24 protein-coding genes are annotated in these 25211 nt (G+C 71.2%); 13 read left to right on the top strand and 11 right to left on the bottom strand.

Features of this window, described 5'->3' with window-relative positions; all coding sequences use genetic code 11:
• Positions 1–88 precede the first annotated feature (88 nt).
• From ACGFI7_RS12515 to ACGFI7_RS12505, 3 genes are all read left to right on the top strand, one after another.
• Positions 89–1366, top strand: coding sequence for an MFS transporter (locus tag ACGFI7_RS12515; protein WP_393402850.1), 1278 nt, complete (start codon positions 89–91; stop codon positions 1364–1366).
• Between the two features lie 99 nt (positions 1367–1465).
• Positions 1466–2209, top strand: coding sequence for a GntR family transcriptional regulator (locus ACGFI7_RS12510; protein ID WP_393402847.1), 744 nt, complete (start codon positions 1466–1468; stop codon positions 2207–2209).
• A gap of 137 nt (positions 2210–2346) precedes the next feature.
• Positions 2347–2520, top strand: coding sequence for a hypothetical protein (locus ACGFI7_RS12505; RefSeq protein ID WP_393402845.1), 174 nt, complete (start codon positions 2347–2349; stop codon positions 2518–2520).
• Between the two features lie 49 nt (positions 2521–2569).
• Here ACGFI7_RS12505 and ACGFI7_RS12500 read toward each other — a convergent pair whose 3' ends face one another.
• From ACGFI7_RS12500 to ACGFI7_RS12470, 7 genes are all read right to left on the bottom strand, one after another.
• Complete coding sequence (locus ACGFI7_RS12500) at positions 2570–3577, bottom strand: TerC family protein (RefSeq protein WP_393402842.1); 1008 nt, start codon at positions 3575–3577, stop codon at positions 2570–2572.
• Positions 3574–4062 carry a hypothetical protein gene (locus ACGFI7_RS12495; RefSeq protein ID WP_393402840.1) on the bottom strand — a complete coding sequence of 163 codons (489 nt, stop codon included), beginning with the start codon at positions 4060–4062 and terminating at the stop codon, positions 3574–3576. The genes ACGFI7_RS12500 and ACGFI7_RS12495 overlap by 4 nt, the downstream gene beginning before the upstream one ends.
• Positions 4062–5468: an Nramp family divalent metal transporter gene (locus ACGFI7_RS12490; RefSeq protein WP_393402837.1), complete on the bottom strand. Its 1407-nt coding sequence runs from the start codon at positions 5466–5468 to the stop codon at positions 4062–4064. Before ACGFI7_RS12490 ends, ACGFI7_RS12495 begins: the two co-directional genes overlap by 1 nt.
• A 159-nt stretch (positions 5469–5627) precedes the next feature.
• Entirely contained in the window at positions 5628–7760 is a 2133-nt protein-coding gene (locus ACGFI7_RS12485; protein WP_393402835.1) for an acetate--CoA ligase family protein, read from the bottom strand.
• A complete protein-coding gene (frc, locus tag ACGFI7_RS12480; RefSeq protein ID WP_393402832.1) occupies positions 7760–8983 on the bottom strand; it encodes a formyl-CoA transferase in 1224 nt (407 codons plus the stop codon). Before frc ends, ACGFI7_RS12485 begins: the two co-directional genes overlap by 1 nt.
• Before the next feature lie 13 nt (positions 8984–8996).
• Positions 8997–10661 (bottom strand): thiamine pyrophosphate-binding protein, encoded by a 1665-nt coding sequence (locus ACGFI7_RS12475; RefSeq protein WP_393402829.1) that lies wholly within the window; start codon positions 10659–10661, stop codon positions 8997–8999.
• Positions 10662–10741: 80 nt separating this feature from the next.
• Entirely contained in the window at positions 10742–12019 is a 1278-nt protein-coding gene (locus ACGFI7_RS12470; RefSeq protein ID WP_393402826.1) for a molybdopterin molybdotransferase MoeA, read from the bottom strand.
• Between the two features lie 74 nt (positions 12020–12093).
• Here ACGFI7_RS12470 and ACGFI7_RS12465 point away from each other — a divergent pair, with 74 nt between their 5' ends.
• From ACGFI7_RS12465 to ACGFI7_RS12425, 9 genes are all read left to right on the top strand, one after another.
• Positions 12094–13071, top strand: a complete 978-nt coding sequence (locus ACGFI7_RS12465; RefSeq protein ID WP_393402824.1) for a 2-dehydropantoate 2-reductase — start codon at positions 12094–12096, stop codon at positions 13069–13071.
• Between the two features lie 38 nt (positions 13072–13109).
• On the top strand, positions 13110–15011 hold the full coding sequence (locus ACGFI7_RS12460) for a molybdopterin oxidoreductase family protein (RefSeq protein ID WP_393402821.1): 1902 nt from the start codon (positions 13110–13112) through the stop codon (positions 15009–15011).
• A 3-nt stretch (positions 15012–15014) separates the two neighbouring features.
• The gene (locus ACGFI7_RS12455) at positions 15015–16916 is read left to right on the top strand and encodes an NAD(P)H-dependent oxidoreductase subunit E (protein WP_393402818.1); all 1902 of its coding nucleotides are present in this window, start codon (positions 15015–15017) and stop codon (positions 16914–16916) included.
• Entirely contained in the window at positions 16916–17755 is an 840-nt protein-coding gene (locus ACGFI7_RS12450) for a 2Fe-2S iron-sulfur cluster-binding protein (RefSeq protein WP_393403915.1), read from the top strand. Before ACGFI7_RS12455 ends, ACGFI7_RS12450 begins: the two co-directional genes overlap by 1 nt.
• On the top strand, positions 17748–18608 hold the full coding sequence (gene fdhD / locus ACGFI7_RS12445; RefSeq protein WP_393402816.1) for a formate dehydrogenase accessory sulfurtransferase FdhD: 861 nt from the start codon (positions 17748–17750) through the stop codon (positions 18606–18608). Before ACGFI7_RS12450 ends, fdhD begins: the two co-directional genes overlap by 8 nt.
• Before the next feature lie 101 nt (positions 18609–18709).
• The gene (locus tag ACGFI7_RS12440) at positions 18710–19633 is read left to right on the top strand and encodes a metal ABC transporter substrate-binding protein (RefSeq protein ID WP_393402812.1); all 924 of its coding nucleotides are present in this window, start codon (positions 18710–18712) and stop codon (positions 19631–19633) included.
• On the top strand, positions 19630–20406 hold the full coding sequence (locus tag ACGFI7_RS12435; RefSeq protein ID WP_393402809.1) for a metal ABC transporter ATP-binding protein: 777 nt from the start codon (positions 19630–19632) through the stop codon (positions 20404–20406). Before ACGFI7_RS12440 ends, ACGFI7_RS12435 begins: the two co-directional genes overlap by 4 nt.
• Positions 20403–21281, top strand: coding sequence for a metal ABC transporter permease (locus ACGFI7_RS12430; protein WP_393402806.1), 879 nt, complete (start codon positions 20403–20405; stop codon positions 21279–21281). The genes ACGFI7_RS12435 and ACGFI7_RS12430 overlap by 4 nt, the downstream gene beginning before the upstream one ends.
• The gene (locus tag ACGFI7_RS12425; protein WP_393402803.1) at positions 21278–21667 is read left to right on the top strand and encodes a Fur family transcriptional regulator; all 390 of its coding nucleotides are present in this window, start codon (positions 21278–21280) and stop codon (positions 21665–21667) included. The genes ACGFI7_RS12430 and ACGFI7_RS12425 overlap by 4 nt, the downstream gene beginning before the upstream one ends.
• Here the strand turns inward: ACGFI7_RS12425 and ACGFI7_RS12420 are convergent.
• Complete coding sequence (locus tag ACGFI7_RS12420) at positions 21607–22503, bottom strand: DMT family transporter (protein WP_393402801.1); 897 nt, start codon at positions 22501–22503, stop codon at positions 21607–21609. The two genes, ACGFI7_RS12425 and ACGFI7_RS12420, sit on opposite strands and share 61 nt — an antisense overlap.
• A 93-nt stretch (positions 22504–22596) precedes the next feature.
• On the opposite strand from ACGFI7_RS12420, the gene ACGFI7_RS12415 reads away from it, so the two are divergent.
• Entirely contained in the window at positions 22597–23145 is a 549-nt protein-coding gene (locus tag ACGFI7_RS12415) for a CGNR zinc finger domain-containing protein (protein ID WP_393402798.1), read from the top strand.
• Here ACGFI7_RS12415 and ACGFI7_RS12410 read toward each other — a convergent pair.
• Genes ACGFI7_RS12410 through recO form a run of 3 tightly spaced genes read right to left on the bottom strand, consistent with a single transcriptional unit; the run spans position 23121 to position 25141 of the window.
• Complete coding sequence (locus tag ACGFI7_RS12410; protein ID WP_393402795.1) at positions 23121–23606, bottom strand: potassium channel family protein; 486 nt, start codon at positions 23604–23606, stop codon at positions 23121–23123. The two genes, ACGFI7_RS12415 and ACGFI7_RS12410, sit on opposite strands and share 25 nt — an antisense overlap.
• A 30-nt stretch (positions 23607–23636) precedes the next feature.
• Entirely contained in the window at positions 23637–24410 is a 774-nt protein-coding gene (locus tag ACGFI7_RS12405; protein WP_393402792.1) for an isoprenyl transferase, read from the bottom strand.
• Positions 24407–25141, bottom strand: a complete 735-nt coding sequence (gene recO / locus ACGFI7_RS12400) for a DNA repair protein RecO (RefSeq protein ID WP_393402789.1) — start codon at positions 25139–25141, stop codon at positions 24407–24409. The genes ACGFI7_RS12405 and recO overlap by 4 nt, the downstream gene beginning before the upstream one ends.
• Positions 25142–25211 lie beyond the last annotated feature (70 nt).

Raw genomic sequence — 25211 nt, 5'->3', positions numbered from 1 at the left:
CGAGCCTCCTTTGTAGACGGTATACCGTATGGAATATCCCTCGTCTAGGCCCTCGACAGGCTTCGGTGTACCGGATATTCCATACGGTATGGAGAATGCAACAACTGTCAGAGACTGGCGCGGGCGCTCCTACCTCGTGGGACCGGTGCCCGCCGACCGCACCCGGATGTTCCGGCTCGCGCTGGGGGCCATGGCCGCGATCGGGCCGCTGCAGTACGGCTTCGCGGCCCTGCTCGCCACCGACGCGAACGGGCTGATCCTGCTGGCCGCCTGCATCGTCTTCCAGGCGGTGGGCGCGCTGCCGGCCCTGCACCTGATCCGCCGCGGCCGCCTGCCGGTCCGCGCCGCGCTGGGCGCCGGGGCCGTGCTCACCGCGCTCGGCCTGCTGACGGTGGCCGTGGCCGGCACCGGCACGCTCCCCCTCGCCCTGGCCGGGTACGCGGTGCTCGGCGGGCTCGGCGCCGGGGCCGTCTACGGGGTCTGCAGCGAAGTGGTCTCCTCCTGGTACCCCGACCGGGCCGCCGCCCGGGTGAGCCTGGTGACGGGCGCCTTCGGGTACGGGTCGGCGCCGCTGCTGGTGTGGGCCGGGCTCGCGCCCGCCATGACGCCGGCCGTGTTCGCGGTCGCGGCGGTGCTGGCCGCGGTGGCGATCGGCGCGGCGGCCCGGTCCCTGCGGCAGGCCCCGGAGGGCTGGTGGCCGGAGACGGTCGAGCCGCGCGCGCACGCGCTCCAGGCGGCCAGGCTGCGCAGGACCCCCGGGGCGGTGCGGCAGTTCGGCCTGGCCCAGGCGCTGCGCACGCGGGCGCTGCCGGCCCTTGCGGTGATCCTCGCCTGCGCGGGCGCGGTGTCGGTGTTCGACGTGGTGATCGTGGCGAGCACCGGCGCGTGGGGCGCGCTGGCCCTCATGGTGGCGCTCAACGGCGGCGGGCGCGCGGTGGCGATGCGGCTGTCGGAGGTGTTCGGGCGGCGGCTGGTGCTCGCGTCCGTGCTCGGGCTTCTCGCCTTGGGCCAGGTCCTCATCGCGGCCTCCGCGGCTCCCTCCGGGCCGGCCGTGCAGGGGCTGGAGGCGGCCGGCGGCCCGCTGCTGTGGCTCGGCGCGGTGGCCGCGGGCCTGGGCGGCGGCGCGTTCTATCCGCTGGTCGCGAGCCTGGTACGGGAGTTCTTCGGCGAGCGGCAGACCTCCGAGATCCACGCCGTGGTTTACAGCGCGAAAGCCGTGGCAGGGGTGCTGGGCGCGGTCATGGCCGCGTACGCGTTCACCGCTCCCGTGACGGTGCTTCTGGTCGCCGCGGGACTCGCCGCGCTCCCGGCGTTGGCGTCGAAGCGGTTGCGCACGCCCGGTCTGCCCGCCACGATCCCCCTGTGACCTCGCATGCTGTGATGAGACTCACGATCCGGTGACGATTTCGAACGGTATGCTGTAGGCAGTCGACCAAAACCCATTCGCAGCCCTGGAGTCAAAGTCATGTTGCTGTCGGATCAGGCCGGTCGGGCGGCGGCCCCCAAGATCCCCCGCCCAGCCACGCTCCGGGAGAGCGTGATCGAGGCCATCCAGGAGCTCATCGTGTCCGGCCAGCTCAAGCCCGGCCAGCACCTGGTCGAGAGCGAGCTGGCCGAGCTGCTGGGCGTGTCGCGGCAGCCCGTCCGCGAGGCTCTGCAGCAGCTCAGCGGCGAGGGCTGGGTCGACCTGCATCCCGGGCAGGGCGCGTTCGTGCACATCCCCACCATGGAGGAGGCCGACCAGCTGCTCGCGGTCCGCGCGCTGCTGGAGACCGAGTCCGCCAGGCTCGCCGCGCGGCACGCGGGCGAGGAGGGGGTGCGCCGGCTGCGCGTCCTGTGCAAGCGCGGCATCGCCGCCGTGCAGTCCGACGACGTCGACGGCGCCGTGGCCACCAACTCCGAGCTGCACGCGCTGGTGACCGAGCTTTCCGGCAACAAGGTGCTGTCCGAGCTGGCCAGCCAGGTGGCCCGCCGGGTGCGGTGGTACCACACGCCCGTGGCCCGGCAGCGCGGCATGGCGTCCTGGGAGGAGCACACCGCTCTGATCGACGCCATCGAGCGCGGCGACCAGGACCGCGCCGCCCAGATCATGCGCGAGCACACCGAGCACACCCGCGCCTCCTACATGGAGAGCCGCGAGAGCGAGCCGGTGGAGCCCGCTCCCAAACCGGTCCGGCGCCGCAGACCGCGGACGCCGGCCGCGGGTTGACCCGGCGTTCACATCCGGACGCTTATCCCGTAACACCTCGGGCAGAGGATGGGGACGCCAAGGGTCGTCCCCGGCGCTTTGAGCGAAGGTTTGGGACGATTTTTGTCCGAAACTAGTCGTGGAAGGAGGTGACAGAGATGAAGAAGCTTGCCAGCTTCCTCCTTGGAGATCCGCTCGGCCAGCCCGCTGACGGCCGGTCGATCGGGATCGGCCTGGCCGCCGCTCTCAGGAAGCAGCGTTCCGCCGACGACGCGGAGCGGTTCCTGACCCGGTGGGCCGCGCAGCGCGACGTGCACAAGAGCGTCCGCTGACGGCTGAGGTGCCGCGCACAGGGGTGGCGCCCCCCGCGCGCGGCGCGCCTCAGCGCTCCGTTTCCGTGCTCACCGGATCGGACGCCGAGTCCTCCGACGCCTCGGCCGCCCGCGCGGCCTTCGCGTCACGAGCCGACTTCATCAGGCTCAGCACCGTGGTGACGGCGAGAGTCCCGACGATGACGCCGAGAGAGACCAGGATCGGGATCTCCGGCGCCCAGGACACGCCGTCGTGGTGCAGCGCCTCCGAGATCAGTTTCAGGCCGATGAACGCCAGCACCACCGACAGGCCCTTGCTCAGGTAGACCAGCCGATCGAGCAGGCCGCCGATCAGGAAGAACAGCTGCCGCAGCCCCATGAGGGCGAAGGCGTTGGCGGTGAACACGAGGTAGGGCTCCTTGGTGAGCCCGAAGATGGCCGGGATCGAGTCGAGCGCGAACAGCAGGTCCGTGGTGCCGATGGCGACCATGACGATCAGCATCGGCGTCACCATCCTGCGGCCCAGATGCACGGTGAGCCGGGCGCCGTAGTAGGTGTCCGTGGTCGGGAGCACCCGGCGTACCGCGCGCAGGGCGGCGTTCTCGCTGAACTCGGCCTCGTCCTCCTCGTGTCCGATCAGCTTCCACGCTGTGTAGATCAAGAAGGCGCCGAAGATGTAGAACAGCCAGTCGAACCTGGTCACGGCTTCGGCGCCGGCGGCGATGAAGGCCCCGCGCATGAACAGGGCCAGGATGATCCCGATGAGCAGCACCTTCTGCCGGTACTGCCGGGGCACCTGGAACCTGCTCATGATCAGGATGAAGACGAACAGATTGTCGACGCTGAGTGAGTATTCGGTGATCCAGCCCGCGAAGAACTCGCCGCCGTGCTGCGCTCCGGAGAAGAAGAGCAGGCCGCAACCGAAGAGGACGGCCAGGCCCACATAGAACGACACCCAGGCGACGCACTCCCGGAAGGAGGGCTCGCGCGGGTTGCGGGCGACGAGATAGAAGTCCAGCGCGAGCACGAGCGCGAAACCGGCGATCGTGACGAGCCAGACCCAGGCGGGAAGGTTCATCGACGGGCTCCCTTCCTGGTCTGCAAGACCTGGGCATGACGGACGTACAGGCCGAACAGCGCGTCGGCGCGGGGATTGCCCGCGCGGCGGCGCATCAGCCAGGGCGGCATGACCCGTTCGTGCAGGAAGACGAAGCCGATCGCGAAGCCGAGACTCACCATCGCCTGGAACAGCAGGAAGGTGAGCACGCCGTCATTCGCGCCGGCCCCGGCGACGCTCTCCTGGAGCAGCCGGGACAGCGGGAACGCGGCCATCCAGTAGAGCCCGATGGGGCCGAACGTGCCGGGCCGGAACACGCCGCGTCCGAGCAGCACCCCGTACAGTCCGCCGAAGAAGGCGAGCGGCACGGACAGGGCGAGCGCGGACTGGGCGGCCAGGCCGACGGGGACCCCCGCGATGAGGGTCAGCCCGCCGGCCAGCGTGCCGGCGACGGCTCCGATCGTCGCCCCGGGAAGGGCGAGCTCGAGGTCGTCCCGTGAGATCATCAGCCCACGACCACCCCGAAGGCGAACAGGCTGTAGAACAGCATGCCCAGATAGAACACCGCGCCCAGGCCGATGATGACGTTGGTCCACCACTTCGGCCTGATCGGTTTGGGCAGCATGCGGTTGTTGACCAGCAGCAGCGTCACGCAGTACGCGCCCATCGCGAACGTCGACAGGAACGCCAGCGTGTCCAGGATCCCCTCAGGCCCGTCGGCCGGGCCGAACAGCAGGATCAGGATGCCGAAGATGATCACGCCCCACAGGAAGCCCGCGTACAGGTGCGACATGCGCAGCTTCTTCGCGCCGGGCACGAAGTTGTACGTCATGTCGGCCTGACCACGCGAGAACGAGTCGAACAGTCCCAGCGTGGCGTTGAGCCCGATCAGCGCGATGAAGCCGAGGAAGACGCCGCCGAGCACCGAGCTGCCGGCCGAGGAGACGGCGTCGGACATGGCGCCCAGCGCCACGTCCCGGTCGTCGCCCCGCAGAGCGGTCTGCACCTCGGGGTTCAGCCGTGCGGCCGACTGGGCGATCACCGTGAAGGAGATCGTGACCAGCATGGTGATGCCCCAGAAGAGCGCCAGCGCGTCGAACGTGACCCAGCGCCGCCAGCCCTTCCACTTGGCCATCTCCGCGGGGTCCTCGGTGTCGAACATGAAGCCCCGCGAGGGCATGGCCTCTTCCTCGCCCGCGTGCCGCAGCCCGCGGACCTTGGGGATGTGCGCGCCCATGCCGGCGCCGGAGTCGCGCAGGTGCAGCGTGTACCACATCTGCTGCATGCCCGACGGGCCGGCGAAGGCGCAGGCGCCCACGATGACCGGGAACCACGCCGCTGTCATGGCCTCCTCCGGAAGATAGCCGAAGGCGAACATGCCGGTGATGGTAGAGACCACGTCGTTCCACGAGCCCACCATCGCGGCGACCACCGAGGTGCCGATCACCAGGGTGCCGATGAGTAACGAGAGCACGTTCTCCAGGACGTTGTAGATCACCTTGGCCAGGCTGAAGATCACCCCGACCAGGATGAGTCCGGCCACCGCTGTGACCATCCACGGGATCCCGGTTATCTGCTCGAACGCCGCCGCGCCCGCCGACAGGTGGCCGGGCCAGATGTAGACGAGGACGGCGACGACGAAGAAGAACCACATGATCGGCTTGAACACCCGGGCCGCGCCGGAGAAGATGCTCTCCCCCGTGGCCATGGCGTATCTCGCCATTTCCAGCATCACCACGGCCTGCAGGGTGACGCCGATCAGGAACAGCCACCTGATCTCCGGCCCGAACAGCAGCACGAGCCTGGGCCACATGTAGGACTCGCCCATCCCGACGCCCAGGGCGACCAGGAAGACGGTGGGCCCCAGGATGTGCACCGAGGGAGGCGCATCGGGGAGTTTCCTGATGGGCATCGGCTCAAGCCGGCCCGCTTTCCATACTCGTGCGTCCTCATCCGGCGGCGCAGACGTCGCCGGTGTTTTGGATGTGTCCACCTACGGACCTCCTGGGGGGTTGGTTGTTCTCCTGCGCTGCCCCGATTCGCCCCCTCGCCCAGCTGCTGGATTCGGCTCTTAACCCAGCAACCCGGCCGCTCTCGCCCAGCGGTACTTGGCGCCGAGGACCGCCACGGGCTTCTCGGTGGTGTACGGGTACGCCACCACGCCATGCTCGAACAGGTACTCGGACGCCTCCTCGACCTCGGTGTCCCCGGCAAGCGAAGCCACCACGGGCTTGACGTTGCCCTTCTCCCGTTCCTCCGCCACGACGCGGGCGATGAGCTCCGCGAAGACCATGGGCGGGGTCACGATCGTGTGCCAGTAACCCAGCACGAGCGCGTGGATCCGGTCGTCGGACAGGCCGAGCCGGACCGTGTTCTGGTAGGTCGACGGCGGCTCGCCGCCGGTGATGTCGACCGGGTTGCCGGCCGCGCCGAACGGCGGGATGAAGGCGCGGAACGCCTCGTCCAGGTCCGGCGGGATGTCCATCAGCGTCAGCCCGGCGTCCACGCAGGCGTCCGAGAGGAGCACCCCGGAACCGCCCGCGCCGGTGATGATGACGACGTTCTCGCCCTTGGGCGCCGGCAGGATCGGCAGCGCCCGCGCGTACTCGAGCATGTCGTTCAGCCCGGGGGCGCGGACCACGCCGGCCTGGCGCAGGATGTCGTCGTACACCTTGTCGTCGCCGGCCAGCGCCCCCGTGTGGGACCCGGCGGCCCGCGCGCCCATGGCGGTGCGCCCGGCCTTCAGCACGATGACCGGCTTCTCCTTGACGACCCGGCGGGCCGCCTCGACGAAGCCGCGGCCGTCCTTGAGGTCCTCCAGGTGCATGGCGACGGCCTTGGTGTTGTCGTCCTGCTCGAAGAACGTCAGCAGGTCGTCCTCGTCCACGTCGGCCTTGTTGCCGACGCCGACGATCGCCGACACGCCCATCTTGGTGGTCCGGCTGAAGCCCAGGATGGCCATGCCGATGCCGCCGCTCTGCGAGGTCAGCGCCACGCTGCCCTTGACGTCGTACGGGGTGCAGAACGTCGCGCAGAGGTTCTCCGGCGTGTAGTAGTAGCCGTAGATGTTGGGGCCGAGCATGCGCACGCCGTGCCGCCGGGCGATCTCCACGATCTCCTGCTGGCCCTCGACGTTGCCGGTCTCGGCGAAGCCCGACGGGATCATGATGGCGCCGGCCACGCCCTTGCGCCCGGCGTCCTCCAGCGCCGCCGGCACGAACTTGGCGGGGATGGCGAACACGGCCACGTCCACGTCGTGCGGCACGTCGGCGATGCTCTGGTACGCGGGCAGCCCCAGGATCTCGGGGGCCTTGGGGTTGATCGGGAAGATCTGCCCCTGGTAGCCGCCGTTGATGAGGTTGCGCATGACCGAGTTGCCGATCTTGCCGTCCTCGGCGGAGGCGCCGATCACGGCCACCGAGCGCGGCTTGAAGATCCGCGTCATCTGCCGCAGGATCTCCTCGCGCGGGAGGCGGGAGACTTCCTGGGGCGGCTCGCCGATGAGGATGCGCACGTCCGCGGCCACGGCTCCGCGCGCGTCGGCGAAGACCGGGTTGAGGTCCACCTCTGCGATCTCGGGAAAGTCCGTGACGAGCCTGCTCACGCGTTCGATCAGCTCCGCGAGCGCCTTGCGGTCGGCCGGCTCGGCCCCGCGCGCCCCACGCAGCACCTCAGCCGCTTTGATGTCGTCCAGCATCCCCAGTGCCTCATCACCCCAAACCGGGGCAAGTCTGAACGTAACGTCCTTTAACACCTCGACCAGGACACCGCCCAGGCCGAACGCGACGACCTTGCCGAAGGTCGGGTCGGTGACCGCGCCCACGATGACCTCGTGGCCGCCGCCGACGAGTTGCTGCACCTGGACGCCGTCGATGCGGGCGTCGGCGTCGTACGCCCGCGCGTTGGCCAGGATCGTGTCGAAGCCCTCGCGCACCTCCTCGGCCGTCTTCACCCCGACCAGCACGCCGCCGGCGTCGGTCTTGTGCAGGATGTCCGGCGAGACGATCTTCAGCACCACGGGGAAGCCGATCTCGGCCGCCAGTTCGGCGGCCTGCCCGGCCGAGGTGGCCAGCCCCTCCCCCGGAGTGGCGATCCCGTACGCCTGGCAGATGCCGCGCCCCTCGGGGGCGGTCAGTGCCGTGCGGCCCTCGGCCAGCGCCTTGTCCAGCACGTCCCTGACCGCGCCGCGCGCCCCTTGCTCCACTAGATGACTCCGTTCGTCTTCAGCTCGGCCAGCTCGTCGGCGCTCACGCCCAGCTCGCCGTAGATCTCCTGGTTGTGCTCGCCGAGCAGGGGCGACGTCCTGACGTCCACCGGGGAGTCCGACAGCTGCAGCGGACTGCCGACGGTGAAGAACTCGCCGCGCTCCGGGTGGTCGACCGTGACGACCATGCCCTCCTCACGCAGCGACTCGTCCTCGATCAGCTCCTTGGTGGACAGGATCGGCCCGCAGGGCACGTTGGCCGCGTTCAGCCTGTCGAGGACCGTCCACTTGTCGTGCCGGATCGTCCACTCCTCGATGAGCTGGAACATCTTGTCCAGCTTGGGCAGCCGCGCCTCGGGGGTGGCCCACTCGGGGTCGTCGGCCAGCTCGGGGCGGCCGATGATCTCCGAGATCGGCTTCCAGCCGACCGGCTGGACGATCACGTAGATGTAGTCGTTCGGCCCGCCGGGCGCGCAGCGCACCGCCCAGCCGGGCTGGCCGCCGCCGCTCGCGTTGCCGGACCGGGGCACCTCGTCGTTGAAGGTCTTGTTCGGGTACTCGCGCAGCGGGCCGTGCGCCAGCCGCTGCTGGTCGCGGAGCTTGACCCGGCACAGGTTCAGCACCGCGTGCTGCATGGCCACCTGCACCCGCTGGCCCCGGTTCGTGGTCTGGCGCTGGTAGAGCGCGGCCAGGATGCCGGCCACCGCGTGGATCCCGGTGCCCGAGTCGCCGATCTGCGCGCCGGTGGCCAGCGGCGGGCCGTCCTCGAAGCCGGTGGTGGTCATCGAGCCGCCCATCGCCTGGGCGATCACCTCGTACGCCTTGAACGCGCGGTAGCGGCCGGGGCCGAAGCCCTTGATGGAGGCGTACACGAGGCGCGGGTTGAGCTCCTGCAGCCGCTCCCAGGTGAAGCCCATGCGGTCGACGGCGCCGGGGCCGAAGTTCTCCACCAGCACGTCGGCGGTCTTCACCAGCTCGGTGAAGATCTCCTTGCCGCGCTCGGACTTCATGTTGAGCGTGATGCTGCGCTTGTTGCAGTTCAGCATCGTGAAGTAGAGGCTGTCGACGCCGGGCACGTCGCGCAGCTGCTGCCGGGTGATGTCGCCGGTCGTGGACTCCAGCTTGACCACGTCGGCGCCCAGCCAGGCCAGCAGCTGGGTGGCGGACGGGCCCGACTGGACATGGGTCATGTCGAGGACGCGGACACCTTCGAGTGCCTTCATGTTCTGGACCTGCCTACTTGTACATGGTCTGGTTCATGGTTCCCGGGGCGTACACGTCGGGGTCCACCCAGACGTTGATCAGCGAGGGCTTGCCCGACTCCCGGGCCCGCTCCAGGGCGGGACGGATCTCGGCCGGGTCGCGGACCTCCTCGCCGTGGCCGCCGAGCAGCTTGGCGAACTCGCCGTAGCGGACGTCGCCGAGCGTGTTGCCGACCCGGGCGCGGTCCTCGCCGTACTTGGCGGCCTGGCCGTATCTGATCTGGTTCATCGAGGAGTTGTTGCCGATCACGCCGATGAACGGCAGGTCGAAGCGGACCATGGTCTCGAAGTCCCAGCCGGTGAGGCTGAAGGCGCCGTCGCCGAAGAGGCAGAGCACCTCCTTGTCCGGCCGGGCCTTCTTGGCGGCCATCGCGAAGGCCATGCCGACGCCGAGCGTGCCGAGCGGGCCCGGGTCCATCCAGTGGCCGGGCGACTTGGGCTGCACGACCTGGCCGGAGAAGGTGACGATGTCGCCGCCGTCGCCGATGTAGATGGTGTCCTCGGTGAGGAACTCGTTGATCTCGTGGACCAGCCGGTAGGGGTCGATCGGCTGGGCGTCGGAGAGCTGGCGGGGCAGCCGCTTCTCGTACGCCTGCGTCTCCACCGCGCGCAGCTCCTCGATCCACTCCTTGCGGCGGGCCGCGCCGTTCTCCACCCGGCCGCTGGCGGCCTGGGCCGTGGCCGACAGGATGAGGCCGGGGTCGCCGACGATGCCGAGGTCGATGTCGCGGTTCTTGCCGACGGTCCGGTAGTCGAGGTCGATCTGGACGACCTTGGCCGTGGGCGACAGGCGCTTGCCGTAGCCCATCCGGAAGTCGAACGGGGTGCCGACGATGATGATCAGGTCGGCCTCGGTGAAGGCGTAGCGGCGGCTGAGCTGGAAGTGCATCGGGTCGCCGGGCGGAAGCGTGCCGCGGGCCGAGCCGTTCATGTAGGCCGGCACGTTGAGCGTGCGGACGAAGTCGATGGCGTCGTCGGTGGCCCGGCAGGTCTGCACCTGGCTGCCGAGCAGGATGGCCGGCTTCTCGGCGTGCGCCAGCAGGTCGGCCAGGCGCTCGATCGACTCGGGGTCGCCGGCCTGGCGGGTGGAGGCCCGGTAGTTCGCCGGGATCCGCGCCTTGTCGAGCGGCACCTTGGCGTCCAGCACGTCACGCGGGATCTCCAGGAACGACGGCCCCGGGGCGCCGTGGTAGCACTCGCGGAAAGCCATGGACACCAGGTCCGCCACCCGTTCGGTGGTCGGCACCGTGGCGGCGAACTTGGTGATCGGGGTCATCATGTCGACGTGCGGCAGGTCCTGCAGCGAGCCCATCTTGTGCTGGCTGAGCGCGCCCTGGCCGCCGATCAGCAACATCGGGCTCTCGGCCCTGAAGGCGTTGGCCACGCCGGTCACCGCGTCGGTGGTGCCCGGACCCGCGGTCACGACCGCGCAACCGGGCTTGCCGGTGATCCGGGCGTAGCCGTCCGCGGCATGCGCGGCCACCTGCTCGTGTCGTACGTCGATGACCTCGATGCCCTCATCGACACAACCGTCGTAGATGTCGATGATGTGGCCGCCGCAGAGTGTGTAGATCACTTCCACGCCTTCGGCCTTGAGCGCCTTGGCTACCAGATGACCGCCAGAGATCGTTTCCGACATCGTGCACCCTTTCCGGCGACTGTCTATCGCATACTGCATACCGTATGAAGGCAATGGTTACCCTCTCCTCACCGAGCTGTCTAGCCCCCTGTGGGCAACTCGATCAGCTCGACCTGCTCCCCCGACCACCCCGGCGGCACCACCGCCAGGGCCTCGGCCAGCGCCGCGCCCCACAACGACCCCGGCCGGTCGTGCCCCACGGGAATCGCGCCCCGGCCCGACCTGAGCACCGGGACGAGCCGGGTGTCCCGCTCGTGCGCCCGCACCGGCCCCGCCAGCGCGCTGCTCTCCCGCCGCGCCTCGACCCCGCGGTGTCCCCGCAGTACGGGCACGAGCAGCGTCATGGCGGCGGCCAGCGCCGCGAACGGGTTCCCCGGCAGGCCGACGACCAGCGGACCGCCGGGCAGGCGGGCCAGCAGCTGCGGATGCCCCGGCCGCACCGCCACCCCGTCCACCAGCACTTCGGCCGCCAGCTCCGCCAGCACCCCGCGCAGATGGTCGGCCGGCCCACGCGACGACGCCCCGCACACCACCACCACGTCCACCCCGTCCCCCGACCCTCCTGGGGGCCCGGAACGGGACCTGGGGTTGCCCCGGGAGAGAGGCTCCGGGCCGGGGGACGAGTCCCCTTCCAGGGACGGGCGGGTGAGGGCTGACAGGGTCGCCTGGAGGGCCGCGGCGCCGTCGGGCAGGCGGGCCCGGGAGGCGAGCCGGCCGCCGGCCCACTCGATCAGCCCCGGCAGGAACGGCCCGATGGCGTCCCTGACCCGGCCCGGACCCGGAAGCCCGTGGTCCACGACCTCGTCCCCGGTCACCAGCACGGCCACGGACGGCACGGGCCGCACGGCGAGCACGTCGTGCCCCAGCCCGGCGGCGAGCCCGATCACGACGGGCGTCACCACGGCCCCGGCGCCGAGCACGACGGCCCCCTCGGCGATGTCCTCGCCCCGGCGCCGGATGTGCCGCCCGGTCTCGATCTCCCCCGCCACCTGCCCGCCGTCGACCGTGGATCGCTCGTACGGCAGGACTGACTCGGACCCCGGGGGCACCGGGGCGCCCGTCGCGATCTCCACCGCCTCCCCCGGGCGCAACGCGCTCCCGTACGGGACGCCGCCCGCGAGGACGCGGCCCAGCACCCGCCAGGGCGGCGGGCCCGCCACCGCGTAGCCGTCCATCGCGGCCACGTCGGCGCCCGGCACCGCCACCAGGGCGCGCAGCGGCGCCGCGAGACGGCAGCCGAGCGCCCGGGAGAGCGGCAGGTCAGCGGTGGGCAACGGCCGGACGGAGCGGGCCGCGAGGTCGCGGGCGGCCGGCCACGAGAGCGGGCGCACGGCGGCCTCAGGTCGGACAACGGTCATCGACGTGCTCCTTGACCCGAATTTTTCCATACTGTATACCGAATGCAAATCCGACGCGAGAACGGAGCGAAAGCATGAAGGTCGCTGTTCTTGGCGCCGGCGCCATCGGCGCGTATGTGGGGGCCGCCCTCCACAGGGCGGGAGTCGAGGTTCACCTCATCGCCAGAGGTCCGCACCTCGAAGCCATACGCAAGTCCGGTGTGATGGTGCTCAGCCCCCGGGGCGATTTCGTCGCCCACCCCCATGCCACCGACGACCCGACTGAGGTCGGCCCGGTGGACCACGTCTTCCTGGGCCTCAAGGCGAACCACTACGCCGCCGCGGGCCCCATGATCAAGCCACTGCTGGGCGAGGCCACGAGCGTCATCGCCGCCCAGAACGGCATCCCGTGGTGGTACTTCCACGGGCTCAAGGGCCCCTACGAGGGCACCCGCATCGAGAGCGTCGACCCAGGAGGAGCGGTCACCGCCGCGCTCCCCCTGCATCGGGCGATCGGATGTGTCGTCTACGCCGCCACCGAGATCGAGCGGCCCGGAGTCATCCGTCACTACGAGGGCACCCGCTTCTCCATCGGGGAGCCGAGCGGCGAGCGGACCGCGCGCTGCGCGCAGTTCAGCGAGGGCATGGTCGCGGGCGGCCTCAAGTGCCCGGTGGAGACCGATCTGCGCCGTGACGTGTGGATCAAACTCATGGGCAACATCGCCTTCAACCCGATCAGCGCACTGGCCAGAGCCACGATGGCCGGCATCTGCCGGCACAGCGGCACGAGGGAGCTGGTCAGGTCGATGATGGCGGAGACCGTGGAGGTGGCCCGCCGGGTGGGCTGCGATCCCGGGATCTCGATCGAGCGCCGCTTACGCGGGGCCGAGAAGGCCGGTGAGCACAAGACCTCGACCCTCCAGGACCTGGAGAAGGGCAAGCCGCTGGAGCTCGACGTGCTGCTCGCGGCGGTCGTCGAACTGGCCGATCTCACCGGCGCGGAGGTGCCCACGCTGCGGGCCATCCACGCGGTGAGCGACCTGCTCAACGAGAACCTTGTCCGTGCGGGTTAGCGACACATACCGTAGTCTGTATACAGAATGGAGGGATCATGAGCTATGACCGCCTGACCCATCCACTGGTGCGCGAGGACGGCGTGCTGCGCCGGGCGACCTGGGAGGAGGCGCTCGACCGCGCCGCCGAAGGTTTCCGGCGCAACGTCGCCGAGCACGGCCCCGACAGCTTCGCGATGCTGTCGTGCGCCCGTTCGACGAACGAGATGAACTACGTGGGCCAGAAGTTCACCCGCGTGGTCATGGGCACCAACAATGTGGACTCCTGCAACCGCACCTGTCACGCGCCCAGCGTGGCGGGGCTCTCCGCGGTGTTCGGCAGTGGCGGCGGCACGTCCTCCTACCAGGAGGTCGAGGACACCGATGTGATCGTGATGTGGGGCTCGGCGGCCCGGAACGCGCATCCGATCTTCTTCCAGCACGTCTTGAAGGGCATCCACAACGGCGCCCGGATGTTCGCCGTGGACCCGCGGCGCACCGGCACGGCCGAGTGGGCGGACCTGTGGCTGGGCCTGAACGTGGGCACCGACATCCCGCTGGCCCACGCCATCGCCCGCGAGATCATCCACGCCGGGCTGCACAACGAGGCGTTCATCGAGCGCGCCACGACCGGCTTCGAGGAGTTCCGCGAGTCGGTCGAGCCGTGGACGCTCAGCGCGGCCGAGCAGGTCACCGGCGTGCCCGCGGACGCGATCAGGGAGCTGGCGCACGCCTACGCCCGCGCCGACCGCGCCCAGATGTGCTGGACGCTCGGCATCACCGAGCACCACAACGCCACCGACAACGTACGCGCGCTGATCAACCTCAGCCTGCTCACCGGCCACGTCGGCCGCTACGGCTCCGGCCTCTCGCCGCTGCGCGGCCAGAACAACGTGCAGGGCGGCGGCGACATGGGCGCCATCCCCAACCGGCTGCCGGGCTTCCAGGACATCCTGGACCCGCAGGTCCGGGCCGCCTTCGAGGAGGCGTGGGGGGTGCCGATCCAGCCGCGGTACGGCTACAACCTCACCCAGATGCTGGAGGCCATGGGCGAGGGGCACGTCACCACCTGCTACCTCATCGGCGAGAACCCGGTCCAGTCCGAGGCCGACTCGCTGGCCTGCATCAAGCGCCTGTCCATGCTCGACCACCTGGTCGTGCAGGACATCTTCCTGACCAAGACGGCCCAGATGGCCGACGTGGTGCTGCCCGCCAGCGCCGCCTGGTGCGAGGCCGACGGCACGTTCACCAACAGCGAGCGGCGGGTGCAACGGGTCCGCAAGGCACTCGACCCGCCGGGCGAGGCCCGCGACGACATCGAGATCCTCTGCGCGCTGGCCCGCAGGCTGGGCCACGACTGGCACTACGAGAGCGCCGAGCAGGCCTGGGACGAGCTGCGCTCGGTCTCCCCGGTGCACCGCGGCATGACCTACCAGCGGCTGGCGGAGCACCAGGGCATCCAGTGGCCGTGCTTCACCGAGGACACGCTGGAGCCGCCCTACCTGCACGCCCGGCTGTGGGAGACCGACCCGGTCAAACGCGGCGAGCCGGCGCCGTTCGCCGTGCTGCGCCACTCGCCGCCGGTGGACCTGCTGGACGAGGAGTACCCGCTCCGCCTCACCACCGGGCGCAGGCTCGACTCGTACAACACCGGCGTGCAGTCCTCCGGCTTCGCCTCCCCGCTGCGGCGCGGGGAGACGATCGACATGTGCCCGGAGGACGCCGAGCGGCTCGGCGTCGTGGCGGGCGAAGAGGTGCGGATCAGCTCCCGCCGGGCCTCGGTGGTCGCGCCCGTCTACATCGACCCCGCCCTGCGGCCGGGGCTGGTGTTCATGACGTTCCACTTCCCTGACGAGGTGGACGTCAACTCGCTCACCATCGAGGCCACCTGTCCCATCGCGGGCACCGCCGAGTTCAAGGCGGCCGCCGTACGCGTCGAGAAGCTCGTCAAGGTCGGGTGAGAGATGGATCTGCGATTCCGCGACGCGGAACCGACGGCCGAGGAGCGCGAGGCGGTCGACGCGCTGCTCGGCCCGCCCGCCACCGCCTGGGAGGGCGGCCGGCGGACCGAGACCGACCTGCGGGTCGCGGCCCGCGCCGAGAGCGCCCGCGACCTGCTGCTGCCCGCCCTGCACGCGGTCAACGACCGGGTGGGCTGGATCAGCGAGGGGGCGCTCGACTACATCTGCCGCCGCCTCACCGTGCCGCCCGCCGAGGCGTACGGCGTGGCGACCTTCTACTCGCTGTTCTCCGTCGAACCGCGGCCGCCGCGGGTGCTGCACGTCTGCACCGACCTCGCCTGCCAGGCCAAGGGCGCGGAAGCGGTACGCCGCCGCGTCGAGGAACGGCTCGGCCCGGCGGGCACGTCGTGGCAGCCCAGCCCCTGCCTGGGGCTGTGCGAGCGCGCCCCGGCTGCACTCGCCCTGGAGGCGGGCTCCCCGCCGACGGCCGACGTGTACGGGCCCGTCCTGCCCGAACAGGCCGCCGACGGGCTCTGGACCGACCTGACCGCCTCCCCGTCCGCGCCCGCCCTGCCCACTAACGGCTCCTCGCCCAACGGCGGCCCCGCGCCGCTCACGGGCGGGACCGCCAGGACCGGGACCGCCAGGACCGGGGACGCCGGGGAGCCGCCGGCCGAGGCCGCCGTGCCCCAGGCCGGGCAGCCCGGCCTCGTCCTGCTGCGCCGGATCGGCGTGGCGGACCCGGCGAGCCTGGACGACTACCGGGCCAACGGCGGGTACGCCGCGCTGCGCCGGGCCTTCCGGCTCGGCCCCGCAGGGGTGATCCGCGAGGTGCTGGAGTCGGGGCTGGTCGGCCGGGGCGGCGCCGCCTTCCCGACCGGCCGCAAGTGGGAGGCCACCGCACGCCAGCCCGACCACCCGCACTACCTGGTGTGCAACGCGGACGAGAGCGAGCCGGGCACCTTCAAGGATCGCGTGATCATGGAAGGCGACCCGTACGCCCTCGTCGAGGCCATGACGATCGCGGCCTACGCCACCGGCTGCGCCAAGGGCTACCTCTACATCAGGGGCGAGTACCCGAGGGCCGTCAGGAGGCTGGAGCACGCGATGGCCACCGCCAGGGCCAGAGGGCTGCTCGGCGCCGACATCCTCGGCCACGGCTTCAGTTTCGACATCGAGCTGAGAAGGGGCGCGGGCGCGTACATCTGCGGCGAGGAGACCGCCATCTTCAACTCCATCGAGGGCTTCCGCGGCGAGCCGCGCAGCAAGCCGCCGTTCCCGGTGGAGAAGGGCCTGTTCGGCAAGCCCACGGTGGTCAACAACGTGGAGACGCTGGTCAACGTGCTGCCGATCCTGGAGCAGGGCGCCCAGGCGTACGCGGCGATCGGCACCGAGGCGTCGACGGGCACCAAGCTGTTCTGCGTGTCCGGCACCGTCGCCCGGCCCGGCATCTACGAGCTGCCGTTCGGCGCGACGCTCCGCGACCTGATGGACCTGGCGAACCCGGTGGGCGAGCCACGGGCGGTGCTCCTCGGCGGCGCGGCCGGGGCGTTCGTGACCGATCTCGACATCCCGCTGACGTTCGAGGGCACCAGGCAGGCGGGCGCCACGCTGGGCTCCGGCGTGGTGCTCGTGCTGGACGACAGCGTGGATCTCAAGGCGATGCTGCTGCGCATCGCCGAGTTCTTCCGCGACGAGTCGTGCGGGCAGTGCGTGCCCTGCAGGGTCGGCACCGTACGACAGGAGGAGGCGCTGCACCGCCTGTCGGAGCGGGTGGACGAGCGTGACCTGCTGCTGCTGCGCGAGGTCGGGCAGACCATGCGGGACGCCTCGATCTGCGGGCTCGGCCAGACCGCCTGGAACGCCGTGGAATCAGCCATCGACCGCTTGGGGGTGTACAGGTGATCCCGCTGCAGCCGCCTCGGCGGCTCGTCGACGTCGAGGTCGACGGCGAGAACGTCCGCGTGCCGGAGGGCTCGACGATCCTGGACGCCTGCACGGCGGCGGGCAAGGACGTGCCGACCCTCTGCTACGGCGACACGCTCACCCCGAAGAACGCCTGCCGGGTGTGCGTGGTCGAGGTCGAGGGCTCGCGGACGCTGGCCCCCGCCTGCTCCAGGAAGGTGGAGCCGGGCATGACGGTCGGCACCGACACCGAGCGCACCCGCCACAGCCGCAAGGTCGTGCTGGAACTGCTCGGCTCGTCGGTGGACCTGTCGACGACGCCCAGGGCGGCCGAGTGGATCGAGGAGTACGGGGCCGAACCGGACCGGTTCGGCGACGACGCCGCCACGGTCGAACAGCCCGTCAAGGTCGACAACGAGCTGTACGTCCGCGACTACGGCAAGTGCATCCTGTGCTACAAGTGCGTGGACGCGTGCGGCGACCAGTGGCAGAACACCTTCGCCATCGGCGTGGCCGGCCGGGGTTTCGACGCGACGATCTCCACCGAGTTCGACGCGCCGCTCACCGACTCGGCCTGCGTCTACTGCGGCAACTGCGTGGAGGTGTGCCCCACCGGCGCGCTGTCGTTCAAGACCGAGTTCGACATGCGGGCCGAGGGCACCTGGGACGAGTCGCGCCAGACCGAGACCACGACGATCTGCAGCTACTGCGGGGTCGGCTGCAACCTGACCCTGCACGTGCAGGACAACAAGATCGTCAAGGTGACGTCGCCGCACGACAACCCGGTCACCCACGGCAACCTGTGCGTCAAGGGCCGCTTCGGGTTCGGCTATGTCTAGAGTCGCCGTCAAGCGTCGCATCCTGCGCATCAGGGACACCGCCCCGACGCGCAGGATCGACTCGCTCGCGGCGGAGGAGCCGCTGGAGATCCGTCTCGACGGCACCCCGCTGACCGTCACGATGCGGACCCCGGGCGACGACTTCGACCTGGCCGCCGGCTTCCTCGTCAGCGAGGGGGCCGTCGGCTCGGCCGACGACATCGCCACGATCCGCTACTGCGCGGGCGCCCTGGCGGACGGCCAGAACACCTACAACGTCCTGGACGTACGGCTCGCGCCGGGCGTCCAGGCGCCGGAGCCGCGCAACTTCTACACCACCTCCTCCTGCGGCGTCTGCGGCAAGGCCTCGCTGGAGGCGGTCCGCACCGTCGCCCGCTGGGCCGCGCACGACGACACCGTCGAACTCGGCCAGGCCACGGTGGCGGCCCTGCCCGGCCGGCTGCGTGCGGCCCAGCGGGTCTTCGACCGGACCGGCGGACTGCACGCAGCCGGTCTGTTCACCGCGGAGGGCGAGCCGCTCTGCGTCCGCGAGGACGTCGGGCGGCACAACGCGGTGGACAAGCTCCTCGGCTGGGCGCTCAGGAACGGCAGGCTGCCGCTGCGCGGCACCGTCCTGATGGTGTCCGGCCGGGCCTCCTTCGAGCTGGTGCAGAAGGCGGTGATGGGGGGCATCCCGGTGCTCGCCGCGGTCTCCGCCCCGTCCTCCCTGGCGGTCGAGCTGGCCGCCGAGGAGGGCTTGACGCTCATCGGGTTCCTGCGCGGGGACTCGATGAACGTCTACACGGGCGAACAGCGGCTGAACCTCACCTCGGGGGCCGGCTACGGCTCAGCCGGCGTACCTCCACCGAGGTGATGGCGGGATGCCGTGCGGAAGGCCTGGCCCCCAGCCCGCCGTCCGGCATCCCAACCCATCGACTTTGACAACCATTTTCATTTCCCGGCATACTGACTCACATGATGTCAGGACATTCCCGTACGCGATTTGCCGGGGCCTGCGCAGGACTGACGCTGCTGGCCACGACCGCGTGCGGCGCCGACGCCGGGACCGGCGCGGCACCTGAAGGCACGCCTCAGGTGGTCGCCGCCTTCTACCCACTGCAGTGGCTCACCGAGCGGGTCGGCGGATCCGACGTCCAGGTGACGAGCCTGACCACCGCCGGCGTCGAGCCGCACGACCTGGAGCTCGGCGCCCACCAGATGGCCCAGCTGGAGGACGCCGCCCTGACCGTCTACATCAAGGGCGTGCAGCCCGCCGTGGACGAGGCCGTCTCACCTGACACGGCGTTCGACGCCGCCACCGCCGTCGAGACCATCCCCTCGGGCGACCACGGGCACGAGGAGGAGGCCCACGGCGAGGGCCACGAGGTCTCCTACGACCCGCACCTGTGGCTCGACCCGTCCCGGTTCGCCGCCGTCGCCACCGAGCTGGGCGAGCGGCTGGCCGCCGCCGACCCCGCGCACGCGCAGGGGTTCAAGGACCGCGCCGCCGCCACCGCCGCCTCGCTCACCGCGCTGGACGAGCAGCTCGCCCAGGGCCTGGCCGCCTGCACGACGCGCACGATGGTCACCGCCCACCAGGCGTTCGGCTACCTGGCCGAGCGCTACAAGCTGAAGCAGGTGGGCATCACGCTCGACCCCGAGTCCGAGCCCTCCCCCGCCCGGCTGGCCGAGGTCGCCGAGCTGGCCAAGCGCGAGAAGGTCACCACGATCTTCACCGAGAAGCTGGTCAGCCCCAAGGTGGCCGAGGTGCTGGCGGGCGAGGTGGGCGCCACGACGGCGGTGCTCGACCCGCTGGAGAGCGCGCCTTCCGGCGATTACGAGTCCGCCATGCGCGACAATCTGAAGACGTTGCAGACAGCGCTGGGGTGCACACCATGAGCGAGACCGCTTTCGCGATGACCGGCGGGCGGGTCGCGCTCGACGGGCGGCCCGTGCTGGCGGGCGTCGACCTGACCGTCCGCGAGGGCGACGTGGTGGCCATCATGGGCGCCAACGGCTCGGGCAAGTCGACGCTGGTCCGCGCGCTGCTCGGGCTCACGCCGCTGTCCGGCGGCACGACCCTGGTCTACGGCGCCCCACCCGCGCGCTTCCGCCAGTGGTGGCGCATCGGCTACGTGCCGCAGCGCCTGGCGGTGGGCGGCGGGGTGCCCGCCACGGTCCGCGAGGTCGTCACCTCCGGCCGGATCGCCCGCCAGCGCAGGCTGCGCCGCACCAGCGCCGCCGACCAGGAGGCGGTGACCCGCGCCCTGGAGGCGGTCGGGCTGGCCGACCGGGCCGGCGACTCGGCGCAGGCGCTCTCCGGCGGGCAGCAGCAGCGGGTGCTCATCGCCCGCGCGCTGGCCGGCGAGCCGGACACCTACGTGATGGACGAGCCGACCGCCGGCGTCGACGCCGAGACCCAGCGGCTGCTCGCCGACACGCTCGCCCGGCTGGCGGCCGACGGCAGGACCATCGTCCTGGTCGCCCACGAGCTGGGCCCGCTGGAGCCGCTCATCACCCGCGGCGTGGTGGTCCGCCAGGGCCGCATCGCCCACGACGGGCCGCCGCCGCAGCCGGAGGGCGAGTGCGCCAGGCCGGGGCACGAGCACGTTCATCCGCACGCGGCCGAGGCCGCCGCGGGCCCACTGCGCGGCTGGCAGGGAGAGGCATGATCGATCTGAGCCTGCTGGACAAGCAGTTCTTCCAGCTCGCCTTGATAGCGGCCCTGCTGGTGGGGCTCTGCGCGCCCGCCGTGGGCACCTTCATCGTGCAGCGCAGGCTGGCGCTGCTCGGCGACGGCATCGGCCACGTGGCGCTGACCGGCGTCGCGCTCGGCTTCCTGACCGGCACCGCGCCCGTGCTGACGGCCGTCGTGGTGGCGATCGCCGGCGCCGTCGCCATCGAGCTGGTCAGGGCGCGCGGCCGCACGAGCGGCGACGTGGCGCTGGCGCTGCTGTTCTACGGCGGCATCGCGGGCGGCGTCATGCTCATGGGCATCGCGCCCGGCGGCAGTAACGCCAAGCTCAACTCCTACCTGTTCGGCGCCATCGCCAGCGTCACGACCGCGGACATCTGGGTCATCGGCGGGCTGGCCGTGCTGGTGCTCGGGGTGGTGGCGGTCTTCGGCAGGGAGCTGTTCGTGCTCTGCCAGGACGAGGAGATGGCCAGGGCCAGCGGGCTGCCGGTGCGCTTCCTCAGCATGCTGGTCGCGGTCACGGCCGCGCTGACCGTGGTCATCGCCATGCGGGTGGTCGGCCTGCTGCTGGTCAGCGCGCTGATGGTGATCCCGGTGGCGACCAGCCAGCAGCTCACCAAGGGGTTCCGTTCGACGATGCTGCTGGCCATGGCGTTCGGCGTGGTGGCCGCGCTGGGCGGGCTGCTCGCCTCGACCGCCTCCACGCGGGTGCCGCCGGGCGCGGCCATCGTCCTTCTCGCTCTGGCCGGCTTCGTCCTGGCCCTCGTTGTCGGTAGATTCGTACGCCGAGGCCGATCCCAGGAGTCGAGAGTGAGCCAGGCAGGCACCGCACGCGTCGAGGAGGTCCTATGACGACCCGGCGCGACGCCGTCCATGACACCCTCCGGCAGAGCGAGGGGTTCCGCAGCGCCCAGGACGTCTACACCGAGATGCGCCAGCACGGCGCCAAGATCGGGCTGACCACGGTCTACCGCGCCCTGCAGGCGCTGGCCGACCACGGCCAGGTCGACGTGCTGCGCAACGACGACGGCGAGTCGGTCTACCGCGCGTGCGCCACCGGCGAGCACCACCACCATCTGGTCTGCCGCCGCTGCGGCCACACCGTCGAGGTGGCCGGGCCCGACGTGGAGCGCTGGGCCGAGACCGTCGGCGCCGAGCACGGCTTCACCGAGGTCACTCACACGGTCGAGGTCTTCGGCACCTGCTCGTCCTGTTCGCGGCCGGCGGGGGCGGGCTGACCGCGGCGCGAGCCCCACAGCACCCCGAGCACGACCACCGCGCAACCGGTGAGCTGCAGCGCCGACGGGCGTTCGCCGAGCAGCGCCGCCGACAGGCCGACCGTCGTCATCGGCTGGATGAGCAGCAGCAGCGCGGTCAGCGCGGCGGGCTGGCGCGGCAGCGAGTAGGTGATGAGCGACCAGCCGAGCACCTGCGGGCCGAGCGCGAGCAGCAGCAGCCAGCCGTGCGCGGGCCAGCTCGGGGTGAGGTCGGCGCCGCCGAAGAACGGGCTGAGCGCCGTCATCGCGAGCGTGGCCACCACCGTGGCGTGCGCGAGCGGCGCGGCCGACCGGTCGGAGGAGCTCTTCATGATCAGCAGAAAGGCCGCGTACGCGAGCGAGGTGGCGATGCCGGTGAGCACGCCGAGCACGGGGTCGGCGCCGTACGCGGCCTGGTCGAAGATCCCGGAGATGAGCACGACCCCGCCGAACACCACCGGGGTGGCCACCATCAGGGCACGCGACGGCCGCTCCCGGAAGATCGCCCAGGCCGCGAACGCCACGATGAACACCTGCAGGTTGCCCAGCACGGTGGCCAGGCCGGCGCCCACGTACGCGATGGAGTGGTGCCAGAACAGCAGGTCGAGCGCGAACAGCAGACCGGCGAGCCAGGCCAGCACGCGCGGCCTGCCCCGGAACGGACCGAGCCGGCGGCGTTCCATCCAGGCCAGCACGACCATGGGCGGGATCGCGTACGCGCACCGGAAGATCGCCGAGGTCGCCGGGGCGACGTCGGCGAGCCGCACGAGCGGGGCCGAGGTCGAGATGATCAGGGCGCCGGCGATCGCGATCAGCACGATACGGCGATGTGGACTCATCGAAAACCCCAGGCCCCCCGTGGGAGAGATACGCTGCGACCACGCTAGAACCCGGCCTCGACAGGAGTCAATATGCCGTTTGGCCATGACATGCAGTATTCCCTGGCCACCGTCGTCGAGCTCGTCAACACCTCCCCCTCCACCGGCGGTGAAGACCGGCTCGCCAGCCTGGGCGAGCTGCAGTCCTTCGTCGAGGCACGGGAGGTCAGCGGGCTGGGCGGGCTCACGGCACGCGACCTGGGCCAGGTGCGGATGATCCGGGAGGCGTTCTACCGGGTCTTCACCTCCCCCGACCAGCCGACGGCGGTGCGTCTGCTCAACGGGCTGCTCTCGGAGACGCGCATAACGCCGCGGCTGACCGAGCACGACGGCCATCCGCTGCACGTCCACTACTTCGCCCCCGACGCGACGCTGGCCGAGCACCTGGCCGCCGACTGCGGGGTCGCCCTGGCCCACCTGCTGGTCGAGGGCGAGTGGGAGCGGCTGCGCACCTGCGCGGCACCCGACTGCGACCACGTGTTCGTCGACGAGTCACGCAACCGCAGCCGCGTCTACTGCGACAGCCGCACCTGCGGCAACCGCATGCACGTCGCCGCCTACCGCGCCCGCCGCCGCGCCTGATCGGCCTTCCACCTGCGGGCCAGCAGGGTCGCGGCGCCGGCCAGCACGACCACGTTGAACGTCATCTGCGCCAGCACCAGCGCCCTGGCCCACTGCCCCTGCGCGTGCACGTCGCCGAAGCCGACCGTGGACAGCGTGGCGACCGCGAAGTAGAGCGCGTCGGTCCTGGTCTCCAGGCCCGCGAACTCCTCCGCGCGCCAGGAGGCCACGCCGTAGTCGGCGAGCGCGAACAGGACCACCCCGGCCACGGTGATCAGCCCCAGGCGGGGCGTGGTCAGGCGGCCCTCCTCGCCTCCCGATTCGCGCCCCATCTCCCTGGCGACGCTCCAGCCCACCAGCGCGAGCCCGGCGAGCACGCCGAGCAGGCGCAGCACCCGCACCCAGTCGGGCTGATCCTCCCCCAGAGGCACCGCGTAGTAGGCCCCGATGATGAGAGCGGTGTGCCAGGCCAGTCGCCGCATGCGAGAAGAGGTTCCCCGCCCGGCCGCCCGCTAGACCGGGTTGGGCAGGGCGCCGCCGTAACGCCGGTCGCGCTTGGCGTAGATCTCGCACGCCTCCCACAGGTCTCTGCGGTCGAAGTCGGGCCAGAGCCGGTCGAGGAACACCATCTCCGCGTAGGCCGACTGCCACAGCAGGAAGTTGGAGAACCGCTGCTCGCCCGACGAGCGGACGAACAGATCGACCGCCGGGATCTCGGGCTCGTCGAGATAGCGGGCGAAGACCTTCTCGGTGACCTTGGACGGCTTGACCCGGCCCGCCTTGATGTCGTCGGCCAGCCTCAGCGCCGCGTCGACGATCTCGGCCTGGCCGCCGTAGTTGACGCAGAACTGCAGGGTCAGCTTGCTGTTGCCGCGGGTCATCTCCTCGGCGGACTGCAGCTCGGAGATCACGCTCTTCCACAGCCGGCCCGGCCGGCCCGCCCAGCGCACCCGCACGCCCATCGCGTGCAGCTCGTCGCGCCGGCGGCGGATCACGTCGCGGTTGAAGCCCATGAGGAAGCGCACCTCGTCGGGCGAGCGCTTCCAGTTCTCCGTCGAGAACGCGTAGGCGCTCAGGTAGGGGATGCCCAGCTCCAGAGCGCCCTCGATGACGTCGAACAGCGATGACTCACCCGCTTTGTGGCCTTCGGTGCGGGGCAGCCCGCGGGCCTTGGCCCACCTGCCGTTGCCGTCCATCACGATGGCCACGTGGCGGGGCACCAGCTCGCCCGGGATCGGCGGCGGGGTGGCGCCGGACGGGTGGGGTGTCGGCGGGCGGACGTTCACACAGGCTCCCTTTCTACGTGGCGGAGCGAGCGTATCCCGTGTTCGAGGTGCCATTGCAGGTAGGCGGCGACAAGGCCGCTGCACTCGCTGCGGTGGCGCGACTCCGACGCGTCGGCCGTCGCCCAGTCGCCGCGCAGCAGCGCCGTCATCAGGCCGATCGTCTCGCCCGCGGGCACCGCCGCGCCGGCGGGCCGGCACGCCCCGCACACCACGCCGCCCGCCACGATGGCGAACGCCCGGATCGCGGGCGCGCGGCACTTGGCGCACGCCTCCAGCGCGGGCGCGTACCCGGCGACCGCCAGCGAGCGCAGGAAGTAGGCGTCGAGCACCAGCCGGGGCTCGTGACCGCCCTCGGCGAGCGTGCGCAGCCCGCCCACCAGCAGCAGGAACTGCCGCAGCGCCGGCTCCTTCTCGCCGTGGGTCAGCCGGTCGGCGGTCTCCAGCATCGCCGAGCCCGCGGTGTAGCGCGGGTAGTCGCTCGCCAGCGACTCGCCGTACGGCCTGATGGTCTCCGCCTGGGTGACCACGTCGAGCGTACGGCCCGTGTGAAGCTGCAGGTCGACGTGGGTGAACGGCTCAAGCCGGGCGCCGAAGCGCGAGGTGGTGCGGCGCACGCCCTTGGCGACCGCCCGGATCTTGCCCGTGCGCTTGGCCAGAACCGTGACGATGCGGTCGGCTTCGCCGAGCTTTTGGGTGCGCAACACCACGCCCTCGTCACGGTAGAGACTCACTCACCCATCCTATGGCCGTATCAAACTGACGACACTTCGCGCTACACCCAAGGTGGTGTGACGCGACTTT

Origin of the sequence: Nonomuraea sp. NPDC048826 (genome assembly GCF_043198225.1) — a bacterium.
Taxonomy (GTDB): Bacteria; Actinomycetota; Actinomycetes; order Streptosporangiales; family Streptosporangiaceae; genus Nonomuraea.
This window is presented reverse-complemented; position numbering and strand designations above follow the sequence as displayed.

Excerpts from the sequence above, each read along its gene's own strand:
- ACGFI7_RS12475 (WP_393402829.1), bottom strand. The coding sequence starts at position 10,661 with ATGTCGGAAACGATCTCTGGCGGTCATCTGGTAGCCAAGGCGCTCAAG.
- ACGFI7_RS12410 (WP_393402795.1), bottom strand. The coding sequence starts at position 23,606 with ATGCGGCGACTGGCCTGGCACACCGCTCTCATCATCGGGGCCTACTAC.
- ACGFI7_RS12455 (WP_393402818.1), top strand. The coding sequence starts at position 15,015 with ATGGATCTGCGATTCCGCGACGCGGAACCGACGGCCGAGGAGCGCGAG.
- ACGFI7_RS12435 (WP_393402809.1), top strand. The coding sequence starts at position 19,630 with ATGAGCGAGACCGCTTTCGCGATGACCGGCGGGCGGGTCGCGCTCGAC.
- ACGFI7_RS12505 (WP_393402845.1), top strand. The coding sequence starts at position 2,347 with ATGAAGAAGCTTGCCAGCTTCCTCCTTGGAGATCCGCTCGGCCAGCCC.
- ACGFI7_RS12470 (WP_393402826.1), bottom strand. The coding sequence starts at position 12,019 with ATGACCGTTGTCCGACCTGAGGCCGCCGTGCGCCCGCTCTCGTGGCCG.
- ACGFI7_RS12460 (WP_393402821.1), top strand. The coding sequence starts at position 13,110 with ATGAGCTATGACCGCCTGACCCATCCACTGGTGCGCGAGGACGGCGTG.
- ACGFI7_RS12515 (WP_393402850.1), top strand. The coding sequence starts at position 89 with ATGGAGAATGCAACAACTGTCAGAGACTGGCGCGGGCGCTCCTACCTC.
- ACGFI7_RS12465 (WP_393402824.1), top strand. The coding sequence starts at position 12,094 with ATGAAGGTCGCTGTTCTTGGCGCCGGCGCCATCGGCGCGTATGTGGGG.
- ACGFI7_RS12430 (WP_393402806.1), top strand. The coding sequence starts at position 20,403 with ATGATCGATCTGAGCCTGCTGGACAAGCAGTTCTTCCAGCTCGCCTTG.
- ACGFI7_RS12440 (WP_393402812.1), top strand. The coding sequence starts at position 18,710 with ATGATGTCAGGACATTCCCGTACGCGATTTGCCGGGGCCTGCGCAGGA.
- ACGFI7_RS12415 (WP_393402798.1), top strand. The coding sequence starts at position 22,597 with ATGCCGTTTGGCCATGACATGCAGTATTCCCTGGCCACCGTCGTCGAG.
- ACGFI7_RS12490 (WP_393402837.1), bottom strand. The coding sequence starts at position 5,468 with ATGCCCATCAGGAAACTCCCCGATGCGCCTCCCTCGGTGCACATCCTG.
- ACGFI7_RS12425 (WP_393402803.1), top strand. The coding sequence starts at position 21,278 with ATGACGACCCGGCGCGACGCCGTCCATGACACCCTCCGGCAGAGCGAG.
- ACGFI7_RS12495 (WP_393402840.1), bottom strand. The coding sequence starts at position 4,062 with ATGATCTCACGGGACGACCTCGAGCTCGCCCTTCCCGGGGCGACGATC.
- ACGFI7_RS12500 (WP_393402842.1), bottom strand. The coding sequence starts at position 3,577 with ATGAACCTTCCCGCCTGGGTCTGGCTCGTCACGATCGCCGGTTTCGCG.
- frc (WP_393402832.1), bottom strand. The coding sequence starts at position 8,983 with ATGAAGGCACTCGAAGGTGTCCGCGTCCTCGACATGACCCATGTCCAG.
- fdhD (WP_393402816.1), top strand. The coding sequence starts at position 17,748 with ATGTCTAGAGTCGCCGTCAAGCGTCGCATCCTGCGCATCAGGGACACC.
- ACGFI7_RS12510 (WP_393402847.1), top strand. The coding sequence starts at position 1,466 with ATGTTGCTGTCGGATCAGGCCGGTCGGGCGGCGGCCCCCAAGATCCCC.